The organism is Clostridium estertheticum (genome assembly GCF_018861295.1).
Classification (GTDB): Bacteria; Bacillota; Clostridia; order Clostridiales; family Clostridiaceae; genus Clostridium_AD; species Clostridium_AD estertheticum_D.
This window is the reverse complement of the sequence record NZ_JAHLDM010000019.1, coordinates 57,435-74,376: the sequence shown is the minus strand read 5'-3', so window position 1 is coordinate 74,376 and position 16,942 is coordinate 57,435. Positions and strand designations below refer to the sequence as shown.

Here is a 16,942-nt window from a genome sequence, read left to right as displayed (position 1 = left end):
CTTTTTTTGATAAAAATTTGACAATGGTTAAAAATCTTAGTAAAATTAATAAATAATAACATATGCTGATTAAGATGGATATATATTCAATAAGGGGCTGAATGTAATAATTGGATAAAATGTTTGAAACATAAAATAATCAAGCTATGTTTAAGCTAAATATTATGGTATATGCTTACAATCCTGTAATTATAATAGATGAAGAAATTAATGAGGGAATTTTGATATTATCAATATTATTTTAAACATAGCCCAGAATTATAGGGGGACTAAAATTTATGAAACAAAACAGAGCGAATGAAAAAAGAGTGAAAAGAACGTCTATTAAAAAGAAATTTATATTATCAATGAGTGTAACAACGCTAGTGGCTTCATGTGTACTTGCAGGAACTTTTATAACATATTCATATAAACAAATAAAGACTTCAACGGAGGAACAAAATTCTAGCATTGCACAAAGTTCAGGTCAAAATATAAATACATATTTATCAAAGTATGAATCTTCTATTAAGGAAGTTGCAAGTGGAATTGGAACCGTGGATAACGGCAAAGATAAAAATGTTATGATAACAAATTTACTTAAGAATGCACAAAATAATGATAAATCTCTTGTTGATACATATTACATTAGTGCGAAAACAGGATTCATGGACATATTTCCTTGGAGTCCTTATCCAGGCGTGGCGCGAGATTTAAAAGCTTTTAAGGATACAAAAGCAAAAGGGAATATAGTATGGTTTGATGTTTATAAGGATAAAGGTGGAACAAAGGAAATGATGATTTCTATTACTTATCCTGTAAAACAAAATGGAAAATTCATAGGAGCTGTAGGATATGATATTAGTTTAACATCAATGGGAGATGTTAGGACAACTCTTGAAAAAGGAAATAGTAATAAGTTAATTTTCCTTGATAACAAGGGAACGCTAATAAGTTCTTCACTATTTACTCAAATGGGTAAAAATGTAGCTCCAAGTTTTTCAGAGAAAAGTGATGATAAAGGAATTAAAGATATTGTAGCGAATAAAGAAGATTTTAGTAAACAATATTCTTGGGCTGATAAGGTTTATAGTGATAAGAAAGGAACTACTAAGGCAACTATAGCAGGGACCACTTACGATGCATCTTATTCCACAATAGAAGGGCTAAATTGGAAAATGATTTCATTAAAACCTGAATCAGTAGTCACAAGTAAAGTAAGTTATTTAGTTAGGTTAAGTATTATAGTTTTAGTTGTGGCATTGATACTAGTAGTTCTATTAGCTTTTCTAACAAGTGATAAACTGGTAAAAGGTATAAAACATATTAAAGAAGTAGTTAATAAAACAGCAAAGGGTGATTTGACAATATTATTAGACATAAGATCAGGCGATGAATTAGAAGATTTATCAAATGACTTTAATGATATGACAAGGAATCTAAATTCTTTAATTTCAGAGTTAAACCAAAAATTTAAAGCAGTACAAGAAACAGCAAGTAGTTTGATTACTATATCAAAACAAAATAGTTTAGCAATTGGAGAGGTAACAGAGTCTATAGGAGAGATATCTTCTGGAACACAAGGACAAACCCAACAGATTGAGGATGGAGCTGCTGCTATCGTAAGTCTTGGAAATGAAATTGAAATAATCAGTGATAAATCAAATTTAATAGAAAACTTATTAAATAAGACTACAAATGATATTGGTAAAGGTAATAATGATGTTAGAACCCTAGAAGGTTCATATGCAAAACTTGAAACTTCACTTGGAATGGTTTCTGAAATAATTAGTGAATTAAATAAAAAATCAAATAATATAGCAGAAGTTACAAATGTTATAGCGGATATTTCAGAGCAAACTAATCTTTTATCATTAAATGCTTCTATTGAGGCTGCAAGAGCAGGAGAAGCTGGTAAGGGGTTTGCAGTAGTTGCAGAGGAAGTAAAGGAACTTGCTGAAAAATCTAAAGATTCGTCATTAAGTATTAAAGAAATTATAGATAGTATAATAAATGATACAAGCTCGGCAGTTGAATTTATGAATAAAACTAATGGAATTAATCAAATTCAAAAGGAAGCTGTAACAAATATAAATATATCAATGCAAGAGATCACATCTTCGATTGATGAGGTATTGTCACAGGTTAAAGAAGAACTTCAAGGGATAAAGAAAACCACTGGAGATAAGGATAATGTGGTTACAATGATAGATGGTATATCAGAAGTTGCACAAGAAACTTCTGCTTCTACAGAGCAGATAGTTGCTTCTATGGAAGAACAATCTGCTTCCTCAGAAGAGGTTAATAACCATGCCAATAATCTTATAGTATTAATTGAGGAACTTCAAGGGAAACTTGAAATGTTCAAATTTGAATAAATATTATATTGGTGGATTCATTAAATTAATTTTAGATGAAAACGGCAGTATAGTTGATATTTATTAGCAATTAAAATATTAAAACAATACCCCTAATTGTAGAGTGATACAATTAGGGGTATTGTTTATAATTAATGAAAATAACATAAGTGTAATATAACAGATTTTTTTACTTTTTCATACAGAAAAGAAGGGTAATTATAGATTTTTGTCGAATTATAAGTGTGTTAGTAACTTGCACGGAAAGTCTAGGTTTGAAAGTTATTAAAGTGAAAAAATTTTATTAAAACAATTTTAGAAGGAGAATTTAGATGTTTAACAAAAAAATAGTAACATTATTTTTTACACTTATAGCACTAATCATTATTAATATACCGGTATTTGCGGCAACGGAGTCACTACCACCAAAGCCAACTACCAATATATATGTTCAAGATTATGCTAACAAATTAAGTGTAGAAGAAAGACAACAATTGCTAAGTAAATGTGAGAGTTTAACTAGCCAAACTGGAATACAGCTAGCAATTTTAACTATTGATAAACTTCCAGCAGAATATGATTTAGAATCATATTCTAATGCTGTATTTAAAAACTGGGGAATAGGAGATAAGAATACAAAGAAAGGCTTATTATTTGTATATGTAACATCCACTGATAAAATAAGGTTAGAGGTAGGATATGGATTAGAAGGTGAAATACCTGATGTAAAAGCTAAAAGTATACTACAGCAAATTCATCCAGTGCTAAGAGAAGGAAAATATTTTGATGCAATCAATATGATTTTTCCACTAATCAGTAATCCAGAATTAGTGAAAACTGAACCACCTGCAAAAGACAGATTTACATTTAATAATATATTCATATTAATATTCATACTAGCCGGTTTATTGGGGGCAATATTCGGTAAACCAAGAAGTGGTGGAGGAAACTCGGGTTACTTTGGGGGTTACGGAGATAGTTCTGGTGGAGGCGGTTTCGGTGGTGGAGATAGCTTTGGCGGTGGAGATTCAGGTGGTGGTGGAGCTTCAGACTAGAATATATTATAAAAAAGGGGATAGAAAAATGACAAAAGCAAATAAAAAATTTGTAACAATATTAGCAGTAGTAGTTCTAGTAGTAGGATTTCTAATAGTTTCTTATAATGGAATGGTAACACAAAGAGTTAATGTAACAACACAGCAAAGTAATATTGATACTGTATTACAAAGAAGAGCAGATTTAATACCTAATATAGTAAACACTGTAAAGGCGTATGCAAAACACGAAACTGACATATTCACAGGTATAGCATCTTCTAGAGCAACGATGATGGGTGCAGGAACTACTAAAGATAAGTTAGCGGCAGATACACAATTAACAGCTGGATTAGGAAAATTAATGGCTGTTGCAGAAGCATATCCAAATTTGAAAGCAGATACTCAATTTACAGCATTAACAACTGAATTAGAAGGTTCTGAAAACAGGGTAGCTGTAGCAAGAAAAAATTATAATGATGCAGTAGGTACCTACAATACTAAAATAAGCACATTTCCTAAAAATATAATGGCAAGTTTATTTGGATTCAAACAAGCAGAATTCTTTAAAGCAGCAGCAAGTTCAAATATTGTTCCAAAAGTAGCATTCTAATTTAATTGCAGATAAAGCAAATTTTTTTCATCGTAAATCACCGCCTTTAAAATTTAGTAAAAAAGAAACCCTTTGAAGTTTTCTTCAAAGGATATAGCTCAAAGTGGTGAATTTAACCTTATATGAAAATTTTTGGATAATATCAAAAAGAGGACTTTTTTATGATTTACCAGCATTTAATGCATTCTCAATGGATTTTAAAATCACTTTACTACTGTTTGTTGCACCTGTAATAGTATCTACTTGCAAGCTTTGAGCCTTAACTACATTTCCTGGTATAACTTCTGCACTCTTTCCTCTTTCAGTTTTATGGCTTAGTAGGGTTATATCTTTAATCATGTGATCCTTAACTGTAACTGAAACTTTGGCAGCAACAAATTCTGCATCACAAGAACCTGTATATTTACCATCAGAAACCTTTGATAAATCCACGCTACCAATTTTAAGCTCATTCACTATTTTCTTATATTTCTGCACAGAAATTAAATATTTTCCTCCAATTACCCCACCTGATAAAACCATAATACAAACTACACCTAATATTATTTTCTTTACATTAGTCATAAACAATCTCCTTTATTTTTTAATAGACATTAATAAAAGGTAAAATCCATCTTAGGTTTTAGAAATAATATTTATAATAATACTTTTTTTATTACTTTGACACACTCATCTATTAAAACATCTCTGTCTAGAATTGATTTGTCAGCATAAACAATTTCGTGACAGGTATCTTCAATTAAGGAATATATTAAAAAATATTTTTCCTTACTATGTTTAATATTTAAATTAAAAAATTTAAATTCTTCGATATATTTATTGAGCAAAAGTTTTTGTTGTTCACGAACTTGGTATTTAATATCATTATCTATATAACATAATGTCATCATTTCTTGATGGAAATTTGAGTATATTTTGTGGTTTTCAATTATTATATTTATAGTAGTTTTTATAATTAAATCCAAATCACTTGTATCTTTTATTTTACTCAGTTCGGTAACACTATGATTATAAATAGCGTTTCCATATAAATTTGTGACTTCTAGAAATATATCTTTTTTATCCTTAAAATATGCATACAGACTCCCCGTAGCTAATTCCGCTTCCTTAGCAATTTCAGCTGTATTGGTGTTGAAATAACCTTTTTCATTGAATATTTTTAGTGCGGCATCAATTATTTTTTTTCTTTTTTCAATTGATCTTTTTTGAACTGGTATTCTTATTTCTCTTTTCATAATATCACCTAGTTAGATTTTAAGGTAAAGCGTATCTTTTGTCAACAATATGAAATTAATTTCATGTTCTTGACATCGTGAAACATAAAGCATACAATACGAATATGAAATAAGTTTCGTATTAGGAGGGTTTTATGAAAAAAAGTAAGGTTATTTTAGGTTTTACAGCACTAATTATTGGTTGTTTTTTAGGGGTTCTGGATAGTACTATAGTAAATATAGCATTACCAGATATGGCAACTTATTTAGGCAAAAGCATTAATGATGTAAGTTGGGTTACAACTGCGTACTTGTTATCATTTTCAGTTTTTCTAATTATAGGTTCTAAAATTGCAGATCAATTTGGAAGGAAAAAAATTTTAATAATAGGATTATTTATATTTGGGTTATCATCATTACTCTGTGGGGTAGGGAATTCATTTATATTTTTGATTATTATGAGATTTTTTCAAGGGATAGGCGCTGCAATTGTAACTCCAGTAGTTTTACCTCTAGGACTTGAAATTTTTGGCAAAGAAAAAAGAGGTTTTGTAATAGCTGTATCAGGTGGGATTACAGCTTTAGCAGCCGCTGCTGGGCCACCTATGGGTGGAATAATTATCCAATATTTAAACTGGAAATATATTTTTTATGTTAATGTTCCAATGACTATTATAGCTATAGTTTTTGCGGCTTTATCTTTGAATGAATCTTATGATACTACAGTTTCAAAAAAAGTAGATGTTCTAGGTGCAATTTTACTTATGATAAGTATATTTTGCTTAGTTTTTTCACTTCTTAAAGGAAACGATTATGGCTGGCAATCAAAAACAATAGTATCACTTTTTTGCATTTGTATTTTATCAATTATTACATTTTTAATTATTGAAGTTAAAACTAAAGAACCAATGCTACCACTTAATTTATTTAAGGAAAGTACCTTTACGGCCTCTTGCATTCTTTATATGTCAGCGGGGTTTGCAACAGCTTCGCCACTTTTATTATTAAATTTTTATCTAGAAGAGGTATTTAGCTACTCTCCTCTTAAGTCTGGACTTGTACTGATGACTCTTTCACTAGCTTCGGTATTAGGTATTCCTCTAGGTAGTATTTTGGTTAAAAAGATTGGATCAAGACTTGTTAATTTCTCAGGAATACTTATTGTTGGAGTAGGTACAGTGTTGTTATCGCAGATAGACATAAACACTTCAATAACAAGCATGAGAATAACACTTGCTATTATGGGAATTGGATTTGGATTTTCAGTGCAATCAATCGCTTCATCAATAAAATATCTACCTGTAGAAAAAAGTGGTATAGCATCAGGAATTATTAATGCTGCAAGGCAAATTGGAACGTGTATAGGAATTGCAGTTCTTGTGAGTATATTAAATAGTAATGTCACAAATGCAACTAATAATATTAAACAGGATGTTACGATCAAAATAAATTCACAAGCAAATCTACAACCAATTATTAAAGGAAAAATGTTAAGTAAAATTAATAATTCAAATCAAGATGTTATTAGAGATATTAAAAATAAGGAACTAAGTAAAGCATTCGATAACACTTTCGTAGTTTCCTATACTATAGTTTTCCTATTGTCCATATGTGCATTATTTACTGATAGAAAACCAACGGATATTGAAAAACTCATAGCATAAATTTTTCAACATAAAAATGCTCCCCTTTCTAGATTTGTCTACTTTAAGGGGAGCATATCACTTTTAATTTCGCATTTTGTAGGCCTCATTAATCAAATAATATCATAACATTAAATTATTCAGTGCATGTCCAACCTTTACTCCTAATAAAAATATTAAAGCACCTATACCTATAATTAAACAAGCTTTAATAAAGGGGTTGTCATTAATGAAAGATATAATATGAAAAAAGATTTTATTTTTTACTATTAATAAATCCACAATACCACCTCTTTTTATATAAATTTATACATTATACGATTAATTTTACAATGTAATCATAACATAATTTATCAAAATTTTTTATGATTATGATAAATTAATCATAAAAAAAATGTGAGGTGCATGCATAAGTGTTATTTTTCAAACGTATAGTGAAAAAGGTGTTGTTTTTTATTTTGGAGTAATTTTCATTAGTCTATTATATTCTTTAAAGTATTTATTTTTTGTTTTTTCTGAACTAAATATTTGTTCGTAATGACTATATTCATTATAATATTTAGATGGTTCAACCATAAAGTCATCTTCACTAATTACAACAAAATCTTCGGGTTTATATTTTAATGGAAACTTTCCATAGAAAGGGGTTGTATACATAAATATGTTTTTTTTACCCTTAGTATAAATATTATAATAATCTTTGTTCAAATCGCATAAACAAAAAATATATTCCTTATTATATTTTATAAAATTGTATCCCTCAAACGTAGATAACATCGATACTTTAGCAATAGATATATCTATTGGCTCATAAATATATATATATTTACTATTTATGGATCCTTGCAATACATTATTAACTTCGATTTCTGTAAGTACTGCACCTTTTAAAATCTCTCTATGTCCTGTTGCTTTGCCTTTTACTATATATTTATAAAGTGTGCTAGTATCTTTCGTTGCGCTTACATCCTTAAACGCGTCACTATATTCAACTTCTTCATATGGGTAATAAATAATTTTACTTGCTAAACTAGGAATATCAGTATATTCAAATTTTGAAATCGATAGCCTAACTACGATAGCCGCAATTAAAGATATTGATATAGAAATAGTCATTATAATAAGAAATAATTTGTTTGTAATTTTCATGTTACACCTCTTTAACCTTACCAACATCTATTTTAAATATTTTATCACTTAATTCTTCAATATCTGTTTTATTATGACTAGAAAGTAATATAGTTGCGCCTCTTTCTCTTTCTTTTTTCAGAATATCTTTTAAAATAAGAACACTTTCTTCATCTAGAGCATTTGTTGGTTCGTCTAAAATGATTAAATTCGGTGATTCCATAAGAGCTTGTACTAAAGCTAACTTTTGTTTCATTCCTAATGAATATTTTTCAAAGGTTTTTCTGTCTTTTGGGTCCAATCCTAATTTAAGCATCCACTGAGATATTATATCTTTATTAATAATTGATTTTATACTTGCTATATTTTTTAAACATTCTAACCCTGTTTGATTATCCCAAAATCCTGGTGTCTCTAAAATTGCTCCACAGGACTCAGGGAAATCTATATCGTTTGAAATAATTTTACCGTTTATTGTAATTTCTCCAGTAGTAGGCTTTATTAACCCACAGATAGCCCTAAACAGCATAGTCTTTCCTGAGCCATTTCTACCTATGAAGCCATATATTTTTCCATTACTCAAGTTAATATTTATATTGTCTAATACCTTATTTCCCTTTATAGTTTTGGTAAGATTTTTAATTTCTATATAACTCATATTTCCTCCTAATAAAATTCATGTTTTTCTATTATTTTTCTTCCAACTAATATTAAAGTAATTATAATGATAATATCGTAAATTACGGCTTCAGTAAAATTATACCCAGGAATAAAATTGGATAGATATCTTATATTTCTATTAACTAATATATTTTCTTGAATAGATAAAATATATTGAGTAAACGGTAAATATTGCACTAATGTTTGTTTTGTAAAGTAAAACAAATGAAAAATTAGTATATTAATTAAAAATATAAAATTACAGAAAGTATATCCATAGATATTACTTGTTTTCAATGTAACTAAACTAGCTATTACTATAAGAATATACTGAGTTAGTGTCGTTAATATAAACAGTTCTATAATAATTACTAGTGATGATTTTAAATCATTTATTCTATACCCTAAAGCAGTAAAATACATAAATGATATACTAAATTGGATTAATTGAATTTTTATAAGACTAATAAAAATATGTATGAATTTATTAGTAATCCACTTTTTACGTTTTATTGATCTAGTAAATATATAAGTTGCATTTTTCTCTAGCTCAACTGATACCTCATCTGCAAATATAGAAATCACTATTATAATAGGAAATACCGAAATGAGTATGTTTATTATGGTGATTTTTTCTCCTAAAAATGTATGCGAATAATAGTATACAAAAATATCTTTAATATCAAGAGTGATTCCATGTAAGTCTCCGGATAATATTTTTGCTATGAACATCATTGTGAATATATTTAATAAAATTAGATTTAGTTTGTTATAGTTATATCTACTTTTCATATAATCCTATTCCTTTACTTTTTTGTTTATAAAATACAATAAAACTATTTTCTAGTCTCTTTCCATATACCAATTGTTCCGCTTATGATACATATCATTATCCACCCCGTTAATGCAATAATAAAATCGCTAAGGTTGCCTGGAGAAGATTGTATATAATTATATATTTGAAACTTCTGTGGTAAAACAAATGACGTTAAGTTAACTCCTAGAAACATATAAATAAGTAAGTTGATTTTTTTCATTTGAAACAGTAGAGATATATTAAACCCTATAACCGCTACTAATGCTCCATAAAATGATGTTATTAAAATTAATAGATAATTATATAAATAAGGATGATTATTGTGGATACTTTGTAAAAAAAATTCACTTACGTTAGCTTTCAATTGATATACAGGAATCCCGTAGCCATGATCTACACCTATATTGGGTATAGCTAAAGCCGTTAATAGTTCATTTATACTTAGTGGCAATAATATAGTAAAAAAAACTATGATAAAAATTGAAAACATTTTAGATGTAAAATATTTCAATTTAGTAGTCCTTGTTAAATAATATACACATATGTTATTATCTCTTTCATATATAAATGAGTCAGAATAAATACCACATGCAATTAAAGGAAGCGTTAATAATATAAACTGAAAGACTGACCGCACATTATTTCCTAACATTATTCCCATTTTATTTGTAAAATTTAATTGTAATGAGTTGCTCATAAAGGAATCTGCACAAACAGCTAAAAATGAAAATATACAAATACCTAACAAAGATAAGAAATATATTTTGAATTTTTCGTTTTTTATGCAATTTTTTAAATCTAGTTTAATTAAAGTTATCATATCATTTTCCTCTTTTTCAAACTACTCACCTACTTAAGCAGGTGGATTAAAGGTATAACTACCAAAGCTTATAGCCCTTTCAAAGTTAAGAAATTAATTTTTTATAAATGAAATCCCTCTGGATTTTTCCAGAGGAGTATAGATACAACTATTAGGTGTACTGAAAAGTTCTATAAATGTTGAAATATGGTATCCTAAAAAATGTTATAAATACAACTACATCTGTACTGAGCGTATAGGTATCTTTTGTAATATACAACTAGACGTGTACTGGAACATGAATAAATTGCATAAATATGCAAAGCTATAGTATGCATTTATTGAAAGTTATTTATACCTGTATTGAATATCATCAAAAATCACCATGATTACTGCACCATTAACAGGTTTAAGCATAGATAACTACTGATTAAGTGATGGAACCAATGTTAAATTAAATATTTAAACAGCAGATTTTAAAGAAAACACTGGTGATAAAACAGTAGTTTTAACATTACCCTCAGCACCAGCATAAGATTTATCATCAGAGCAATTGATATGGCAAAGGACGGACAGTTTCTATATTCTCTATATTGCCTTTGATAATGCAGATGTTCCATTTAAATATAGTTAGTCTATGGTTAGTCTTTATCTAAGTTCTGCTTTTGATTTAGATTTACTTTTAGGATGACCCAAATAAATTTACTTATACTAATAAATTATCGCTTATTAGTATAATTGTAAATATTTGATTTATTATGATAAATATTGTGGTAAAATAAAGTAAAAGAATGGCTTTTTATATATAAATATGGTGGGAGTGAATAAAATGGATAAGGGAATTACTGTAGAAAAAATAAAAATAAAAATTGGTGAAGGCGATGCTTTAAGAATAAAAGTTGAGAAGTATGAGGATATAAATGAATCTTTTTTTAGAGATATCTATATTAACGCAGCTGAATCTGTAAAACATATAGTAGATAATACTAATACCAAAAACGATAAAAAAGATGTAAACCTTAATCAGAATCAGTATAATAACATTATTTCGTTTATAGGTGAAAGAGGTACTGGTAAAAGTTCTGCAATGGTATCTTTCAATCAGTTCCTAAAGGATATGCATGGTAATGGAAAGGTAAATATTCCTGAATTTAATGAAATAAAGGGTTATAATTTTTATAATTTAGATGTTATTGATCCATCTATGTTGGAAGATAAAGAAAACCTGCTTGGCATTGTTATAGCAAAAATGTTTTCTAAGTTTGAAAAAGAGTTGAAGAACCAGGAAAATGAATATAATAATTCTATGGCAAACTCTATTTTAAGAAAATTTGAAAAATTATATAAGAACATGGTTACTTTAAATATGGATGAAAAAGAAATATTAAAGGACGATGGATACACAGGAACAATACTAGAAAACCTCTCAAGGCTTTCTGCCAGCTTAAATATGAGGGATAACTTAATTGAATTAATGAAAGAATTGCTACCATATTTAACAAAACAACAAAAGGACAATTTCTTAGTTATTTCTATTGATGACTTGGATATGAATATGATTCATGCTTACGATATGGTTGAGCAACTTAGAAAATATCTTATAATACCAAATGTTATTATATTAATAGCCATTAAAATGGAACAATTAATGGATTCAGTAGAACAAAGCTACATGAAGTACTTTGAAACTATGATTAAACAAAAAAGGCTGTCTGATAATACTAAAACTATGGCATTTAGATATATAGAGAAGCTAATTCCTGTAGAAAGACAACTATATATGCCAAAACTAAGAAATATTGAATCTACTGATATTATAATAGAAGTTAAAGGTGAAGAGAAAGTTGAAGATAAGGGGATTCAACAATTAATACTAGATAAAACCAGAATGAAAACAGGACTTATATTCATAAAACCAGAAACGCAAAACCATTATTTAGTACCAGATAATTTAAGGGAACTACATAATTATTTATCGTTTATTGATAGCATGGATGATATTGTTAATATAAAAAATAATGATATTGATTTAGATCCTAAGGATAGAGATTCAAAAAATACTGATCTAAATTTAAAAGGAAAATGGAAAAGTAATTTAAAACGATTTGAGGATTATTTTATAAATAACTGGATCAGAAAGAATCTTTCTACTATGGAATATATTGAATTCATTCAGAGCTTCTTAAATGAAGATATATCCATAAGAAATAAATATGTGGTGACAAAATTAAGTGAAAAATTTCCTATTAAGCAAGATAATAATTTTCAGCTTATGGAGGGTATTGTCACAGATGCAGAGATATTATCCGTGAAAAATATAATTAATAAGTCTAATAATCCTTTAAATATATCAATAGGAGATGTTTTGTTAATATTAAAAGTATTTGAAAATTATATTAATACTGAGGAAGTATCAAAATTTATTTTTGGTCTTAAAACATTATATTCTATCACATTATTAAGGTATTTAAAAATTGAAAATGACTATATTAAAACTCGTGTAATTGTGGGTGGAAACTTATATGATCCATATTCTAAAAAAATTATAAGGAATAGAGCTGGAAGCAGTAGTCTGCCTGGAGTCTTTGACACAAATAATAGAAATATAACTAAAAATATAAGTTATTCAAATACAAAGATTGAAGATATGTCTTTACCATATATAGTGGAAAAAATAATTTCTTGTACAAAAAAAGACGTAAAAATACAATACCTTTTTGACATTAAGAAGGAACTGGAAGTAAAAGCCGATTTTACATTAAAGGATTTCCGAAATTCTCCTATTAATAAATTAGAAAAAAGTATTTCACCTGAACTGTTAAAAAAAGGTAGAGTATTAAACCAAATTGAAAAAAATAAATCTTATGATAGTCTTTTAGAAACAATAAAATTGGAATATGATACGGCTGAAAGTAAAGTTAGTAAGAATTTAGGGAAATATATTCAACTAGTAGAATGGTTACATTATTTTGTACTTTATGTAGGCACTCTAGAGGATATAAATAATAAGCAATTAGGAGATTATAGAACCATCCAAAGCGTATATTATAAAATTAATGCTAGACTCACAGATAAGATTTCACCAACAAAGTATTATACATTATGCATTCCAACTTTTGTATCAAACCTATTAAATCCACAGGGTGTTTTTGAAACAGTATTTGGTACCGTTTATGAAGATGACGATGTAATAAATAAAATTAAAGAACAATCCCTATATATATTAATTGAAAAATGGCAAAGTGAAAATGATTCAATCATTCCTTTTTATAGTGTTGAATATTTTGAAAAACTATTTGAAAATTTATATGAGGATGTAGAAATGCATTTAAAATCAAAGCAAAATTGGGAATATTCTTTCATGACACAAGTAATTAATACTATATATTACAAGTCAACAGATATTATTGAAAAAAATATTAATGAGAAAGAATCAAAAGATTTTATTGAAGTATTTTTGCAATGTCCATTATTTGTTAACACCAATATTATTACTAAAGAAAATGAAGATGTACAATTTGATTCAGACGATGTTGCAGCATTATGGAACAGCATTTTTACATCACCTGATGATTCTTATTTTGATACAAAATTTACTGACGAGGACATACAAATTTTAAAAAATAGATATATTTATTTTTTAAATAAGCAAAATAATACTGGTGTTAGAGATCAAATAGTTAAAAATGCTAACGATGTCTCAAGTATTTTATTTAAATTTAAAAATAATGAAATTATGGCTGGCTTTTGCAAGGAAACAATCAAAATAAGAGATAACTGCTCCAATAACTTATACAATTCAACAGATTCAGCAGATAATAAAAAGAAGGCTGCCTCAGAAATGGTTCACTTTTTGGAAAAATTATTTAAGCATGTAGGAATTGATGTGTAATGGACAACATTAGATTATCCTTAGATATTTTATTTAGAAAAGTAAATCCAGAAGAGATCATTAAGAGTTGCTTTGAAGCAGAAAGTAAAAATTCATACCGTTTCAATAATATTAATAAAGCTTCATTTATAAACCTTGGAATTAATGAAGTTAGGTATTATTCAAATGATGAAATGAATAACATATATTATTTATTACAAAATTGGATGAAAGATAGGCGTCATTTAGTTAATTCAATTTCTAATTCAAAGTCTATATTCAATTTATTTATTTCCTTCGGTGAGGACGTGCTAATAGATAATAATGGTGTTCCTGAATGTAAATATGAACAAATGATGAGATGGAGAATGATATTTCATAAGCTTGGTCAAGACATATTCACCACAGCTTACTTTGCTTATAAAGATGTGGTATCCTCCTATAATAGAAATTTTTTTGCTTGGAATCCTATTATAAACTCAAATAATGTAAGACTTCACAATATTCTAAAAGAAGGACTTGCAGAAAATCACTTCCATTTAAAAGGCTCTGCACCAGTATTTTCTTTAACATGGACAAGTCTTATGAATAGAATTGCTAATAGGGAAAGTGAATTTTATAAGTCAGGAATAATGCATAGTCGTCTTGAAACTGATATAGAATATAGTGACAACACTGAAAGAACCAATTTCCCTGCATTATGCAAAAAGGCTGCGATAATAAGAGCATTCCTATTTTGTAAGTTGAATAATATGCCTTTTTTCGATGTAAAAGAGGATGAAGACCATGATAAATACGATAATACAAAAAAAGAGAATATAGCTAAGCTGGGAGATAATGAAGAACTAAAAAAAGTTCTTAAAAATAGTGATTCCTTAATGGCAGCAATAGATACTCATACAATTCAAGGAATTATTGATAGTCTAAAATACGACTTTGGAAAAAGGTTTGAAGATGTTTCCCGTGGTAACAAGGTTGCCATAGATTATAGCATACCTAAAAATGTAATTTTAAGAGGTAAAGATTATAATCAATATTATGTGGGAGAACGAATGTTTTTATATTCCATGTTTAAAAAGATCTATAAGAATGATCCTGAATTTATTGAATATCAGAATTTATTTTATGCCTACCTTGTTATAAAAAGCAAACTTAGAGGAGAGTTGATTCAAACAAACGACAGAGTTGGTTTTGATAATTTTTCTGCATATCAAGATAGAAAAAGCAAGTTTTTAGACAAAGACCCACTTTTAAAAAAAGCAGTTTATTATACAGCGATTAGAACAACTATGGAAAATCAGAACATAGTAAGCCTAGAAGCCCGTATTACTCCTGAAAATAGTGCTGATGAACTATCTAAGGAAATTTACAAGATGGATAAGATTATAAATTATAATAGAGAACAACAGAAAAAATATTTTTATGTTGTTCATTTTACCAAAGAAAAGGATAAGGATGTTTCTTTAGAGAAGTCACTATTTATGTCTCCAAGACATAATAAGAAAAGATTAGAAATTAAAAAACAGGCTTTGGCAATATTAAAACTAAGGAACAGCCTAAAAGCTTCTGCAGGTAGAATTCTTGGAATAGATGGATGTTCTAATGAAATTGGATGTCGTCCTGAAGTTTTCGCTCAAGTATTCAGATACTTAAGAACTAATAATTTCCATACAGAAAATGAACGCCTTTTTGAGATTAATTATTCTATGCAATTAAGGGATAACTATGATTCTAGAGAGGAGCCTCTTGATAGAGGTAATTGTTCTCCTATGGGAAATGAACATCTATCCAATAGCCATTATCCTATGCAGTTAAGAGCTACCTATCACGTAGGAGAGGATTTTCTTGATATAATTGATGGGTTAAGGGCAATAGATGAGACTGTTTACTTTTTGAATTTTAGTCATGGCGATAGACTAGGGCATGCCCTTGCCTTAGGGGTAGATGTAGAGCAATGGTACAATAATAAAAATAAAAGGCTCATAATGCCTAAACAAGATTTTTTAGATAACATTGTTTGGATGTTAATTAAAATTAAAGAATTTAACCTACTTGACATGAAAAATCTAATTAATGATTTGGAAGAAAGGTATCATTATCTTTTTAATGATATATATTCAAGAAATTTTAGCGGTAAACAAAAGTTAAAATACTTTAGTAGTAGACAATATTATGATGCATGGAAACTAAGAGGGGATGATCCTGAAAAGTATATTGATTGTAAGTATACTAAAAAAAATGAAATTCATTATTGGGATAGATGTGCCATAAATTATTATGATAACGAAAAAGGTAATATAGAAGATAAGGGCATAAGAGAAGATAAAGATATACAGTTCTTATATAATAGTTATCATTATAATTATAAAGTACGAAAAAAAGGGGCAGAACAATACGAATTTGAAGTTCCAAGTAACTATATAGTTGCCGTTAAAGAAATTCAACATAGTATGAAATATTTTATTCTTGATAAAGGAATTGGCATTGAGACCAATCCTTCATCCAACTATCTTATAGGTAATTTTAAAAGATATGATAAGCATCCAATTGTAGATTTTTATAATTTAGGATTGACAGCAGATCCTGATAAGATAAATAAATGTCCTCAATTATTTGTATCTATAAATACAGATGATCAAGGGATTTTTGATACCTATATAGAAAATGAATATGCTTTAATGGCATTAGCGTTAGAAAAAGCTGTGGATGAAAATGGTAAAAGAATTTATAATCAATCCATGATTTATGACTGGTTGAATAGAATAAGACACATGGGTATAGAACAGAGTTTTAATTATAATTTATAAATATAAATTGGGTAATCATA

The 16,942-nt window shown here is 28.0% G+C and carries 12 protein-coding genes; 6 read left to right on the top strand and 6 right to left on the bottom strand.

From position 1 onward, the window contains the following. Nucleotides 1-278 precede the first annotated feature (278 nt). From KPL54_RS17320 to KPL54_RS17310, 3 genes are all read left to right on the top strand, one after another. Nucleotides 279-2,357 carry a methyl-accepting chemotaxis protein gene (locus tag KPL54_RS17320; protein ID WP_216107757.1) on the top strand — a complete coding sequence of 693 codons (2,079 nt, stop codon included), beginning with the start codon at nt 279-281 and terminating at the stop codon, nt 2,355-2,357. Between the two features lie 311 nt (nt 2,358-2,668). Further along, a complete protein-coding gene (locus KPL54_RS17315; protein WP_216107756.1) occupies nt 2,669-3,391 on the top strand; it encodes a TPM domain-containing protein in 723 nt (240 codons plus the stop codon). Further along, nucleotides 3,336-3,983: a LemA family protein gene (locus tag KPL54_RS17310; RefSeq protein WP_216107755.1), complete on the top strand. Its 648-nt coding sequence runs from the start codon at nt 3,336-3,338 to the stop codon at nt 3,981-3,983. Before KPL54_RS17315 ends, KPL54_RS17310 begins: the two co-directional genes overlap by 56 nt. Before the next feature lie 159 nt (nt 3,984-4,142). Here KPL54_RS17310 and KPL54_RS17305 read toward each other — a convergent pair whose 3' ends face one another. Next, complete coding sequence (locus KPL54_RS17305; protein ID WP_216107754.1) at nt 4,143-4,547, bottom strand: FMN-binding protein; 405 nt, start codon at nt 4,545-4,547, stop codon at nt 4,143-4,145. Nucleotides 4,548-4,618: 71 nt separating this feature from the next. Continuing rightward, nucleotides 4,619-5,218 carry a TetR/AcrR family transcriptional regulator gene (locus tag KPL54_RS17300; protein WP_216107753.1) on the bottom strand — a complete coding sequence of 200 codons (600 nt, stop codon included), beginning with the start codon at nt 5,216-5,218 and terminating at the stop codon, nt 4,619-4,621. A gap of 134 nt (nt 5,219-5,352) precedes the next feature. On the opposite strand from KPL54_RS17300, the gene KPL54_RS17295 reads away from it, so the two are divergent. After that, the gene (locus tag KPL54_RS17295; protein ID WP_216107752.1) at nt 5,353-6,861 is read left to right on the top strand and encodes an MFS transporter; all 1,509 of its coding nucleotides are present in this window, start codon (nt 5,353-5,355) and stop codon (nt 6,859-6,861) included. 432 nt (nt 6,862-7,293) lie between these two features. Here KPL54_RS17295 and KPL54_RS17290 read toward each other — a convergent pair whose 3' ends face one another. The 4 genes from KPL54_RS17290 to KPL54_RS17275 are packed head-to-tail and all read right to left on the bottom strand — an operon-like array spanning nt 7,294 to nt 10,265. After that, complete coding sequence (locus tag KPL54_RS17290; RefSeq protein ID WP_216107751.1) at nt 7,294-7,989, bottom strand: hypothetical protein; 696 nt, start codon at nt 7,987-7,989, stop codon at nt 7,294-7,296. A 1-nt stretch (nt 7,990) separates the two neighbouring features. Further along, nucleotides 7,991-8,626: an ABC transporter ATP-binding protein gene (locus KPL54_RS17285; protein ID WP_216107750.1), complete on the bottom strand. Its 636-nt coding sequence runs from the start codon at nt 8,624-8,626 to the stop codon at nt 7,991-7,993. A gap of 8 nt (nt 8,627-8,634) precedes the next feature. Continuing rightward, entirely contained in the window at nt 8,635-9,420 is a 786-nt protein-coding gene (locus KPL54_RS17280) for a DUF2705 family protein (protein WP_216107749.1), read from the bottom strand. A gap of 44 nt (nt 9,421-9,464) precedes the next feature. Continuing rightward, on the bottom strand, nt 9,465-10,265 hold the full coding sequence (locus KPL54_RS17275; RefSeq protein ID WP_216107748.1) for a hypothetical protein: 801 nt from the start codon (nt 10,263-10,265) through the stop codon (nt 9,465-9,467). Between the two features lie 808 nt (nt 10,266-11,073). Between KPL54_RS17275 and KPL54_RS17270 the strand changes: the two genes are divergently transcribed. Together KPL54_RS17270 and KPL54_RS17265 are read left to right on the top strand one after the other, a co-directional pair. After that, entirely contained in the window at nt 11,074-14,136 is a 3,063-nt protein-coding gene (locus KPL54_RS17270) for a hypothetical protein (RefSeq protein ID WP_216107747.1), read from the top strand. After that, nucleotides 14,136-16,922, top strand: coding sequence for a hypothetical protein (locus KPL54_RS17265; RefSeq protein WP_216107746.1), 2,787 nt, complete (start codon nt 14,136-14,138; stop codon nt 16,920-16,922). Before KPL54_RS17270 ends, KPL54_RS17265 begins: the two co-directional genes overlap by 1 nt. Nucleotides 16,923-16,942: the final 20 nt, after the last annotated feature.

Excerpts from the sequence above, each read along its gene's own strand:
- KPL54_RS17275 (WP_216107748.1), bottom strand. The coding sequence starts at position 10,265 with ATGATAACTTTAATTAAACTAGATTTAAAAAATTGCATAAAAAACGAA.
- KPL54_RS17315 (WP_216107756.1), top strand. The coding sequence starts at position 2,669 with ATGTTTAACAAAAAAATAGTAACATTATTTTTTACACTTATAGCACTA.
- KPL54_RS17280 (WP_216107749.1), bottom strand. The coding sequence starts at position 9,420 with ATGAAAAGTAGATATAACTATAACAAACTAAATCTAATTTTATTAAAT.
- KPL54_RS17305 (WP_216107754.1), bottom strand. The coding sequence starts at position 4,547 with ATGACTAATGTAAAGAAAATAATATTAGGTGTAGTTTGTATTATGGTT.
- KPL54_RS17290 (WP_216107751.1), bottom strand. The coding sequence starts at position 7,989 with ATGAAAATTACAAACAAATTATTTCTTATTATAATGACTATTTCTATA.
- KPL54_RS17300 (WP_216107753.1), bottom strand. The coding sequence starts at position 5,218 with ATGAAAAGAGAAATAAGAATACCAGTTCAAAAAAGATCAATTGAAAAA.
- KPL54_RS17270 (WP_216107747.1), top strand. The coding sequence starts at position 11,074 with ATGGATAAGGGAATTACTGTAGAAAAAATAAAAATAAAAATTGGTGAA.
- KPL54_RS17285 (WP_216107750.1), bottom strand. The coding sequence starts at position 8,626 with ATGAGTTATATAGAAATTAAAAATCTTACCAAAACTATAAAGGGAAAT.
- KPL54_RS17295 (WP_216107752.1), top strand. The coding sequence starts at position 5,353 with ATGAAAAAAAGTAAGGTTATTTTAGGTTTTACAGCACTAATTATTGGT.
- KPL54_RS17265 (WP_216107746.1), top strand. The coding sequence starts at position 14,136 with ATGGACAACATTAGATTATCCTTAGATATTTTATTTAGAAAAGTAAAT.
- KPL54_RS17320 (WP_216107757.1), top strand. The coding sequence starts at position 279 with ATGAAACAAAACAGAGCGAATGAAAAAAGAGTGAAAAGAACGTCTATT.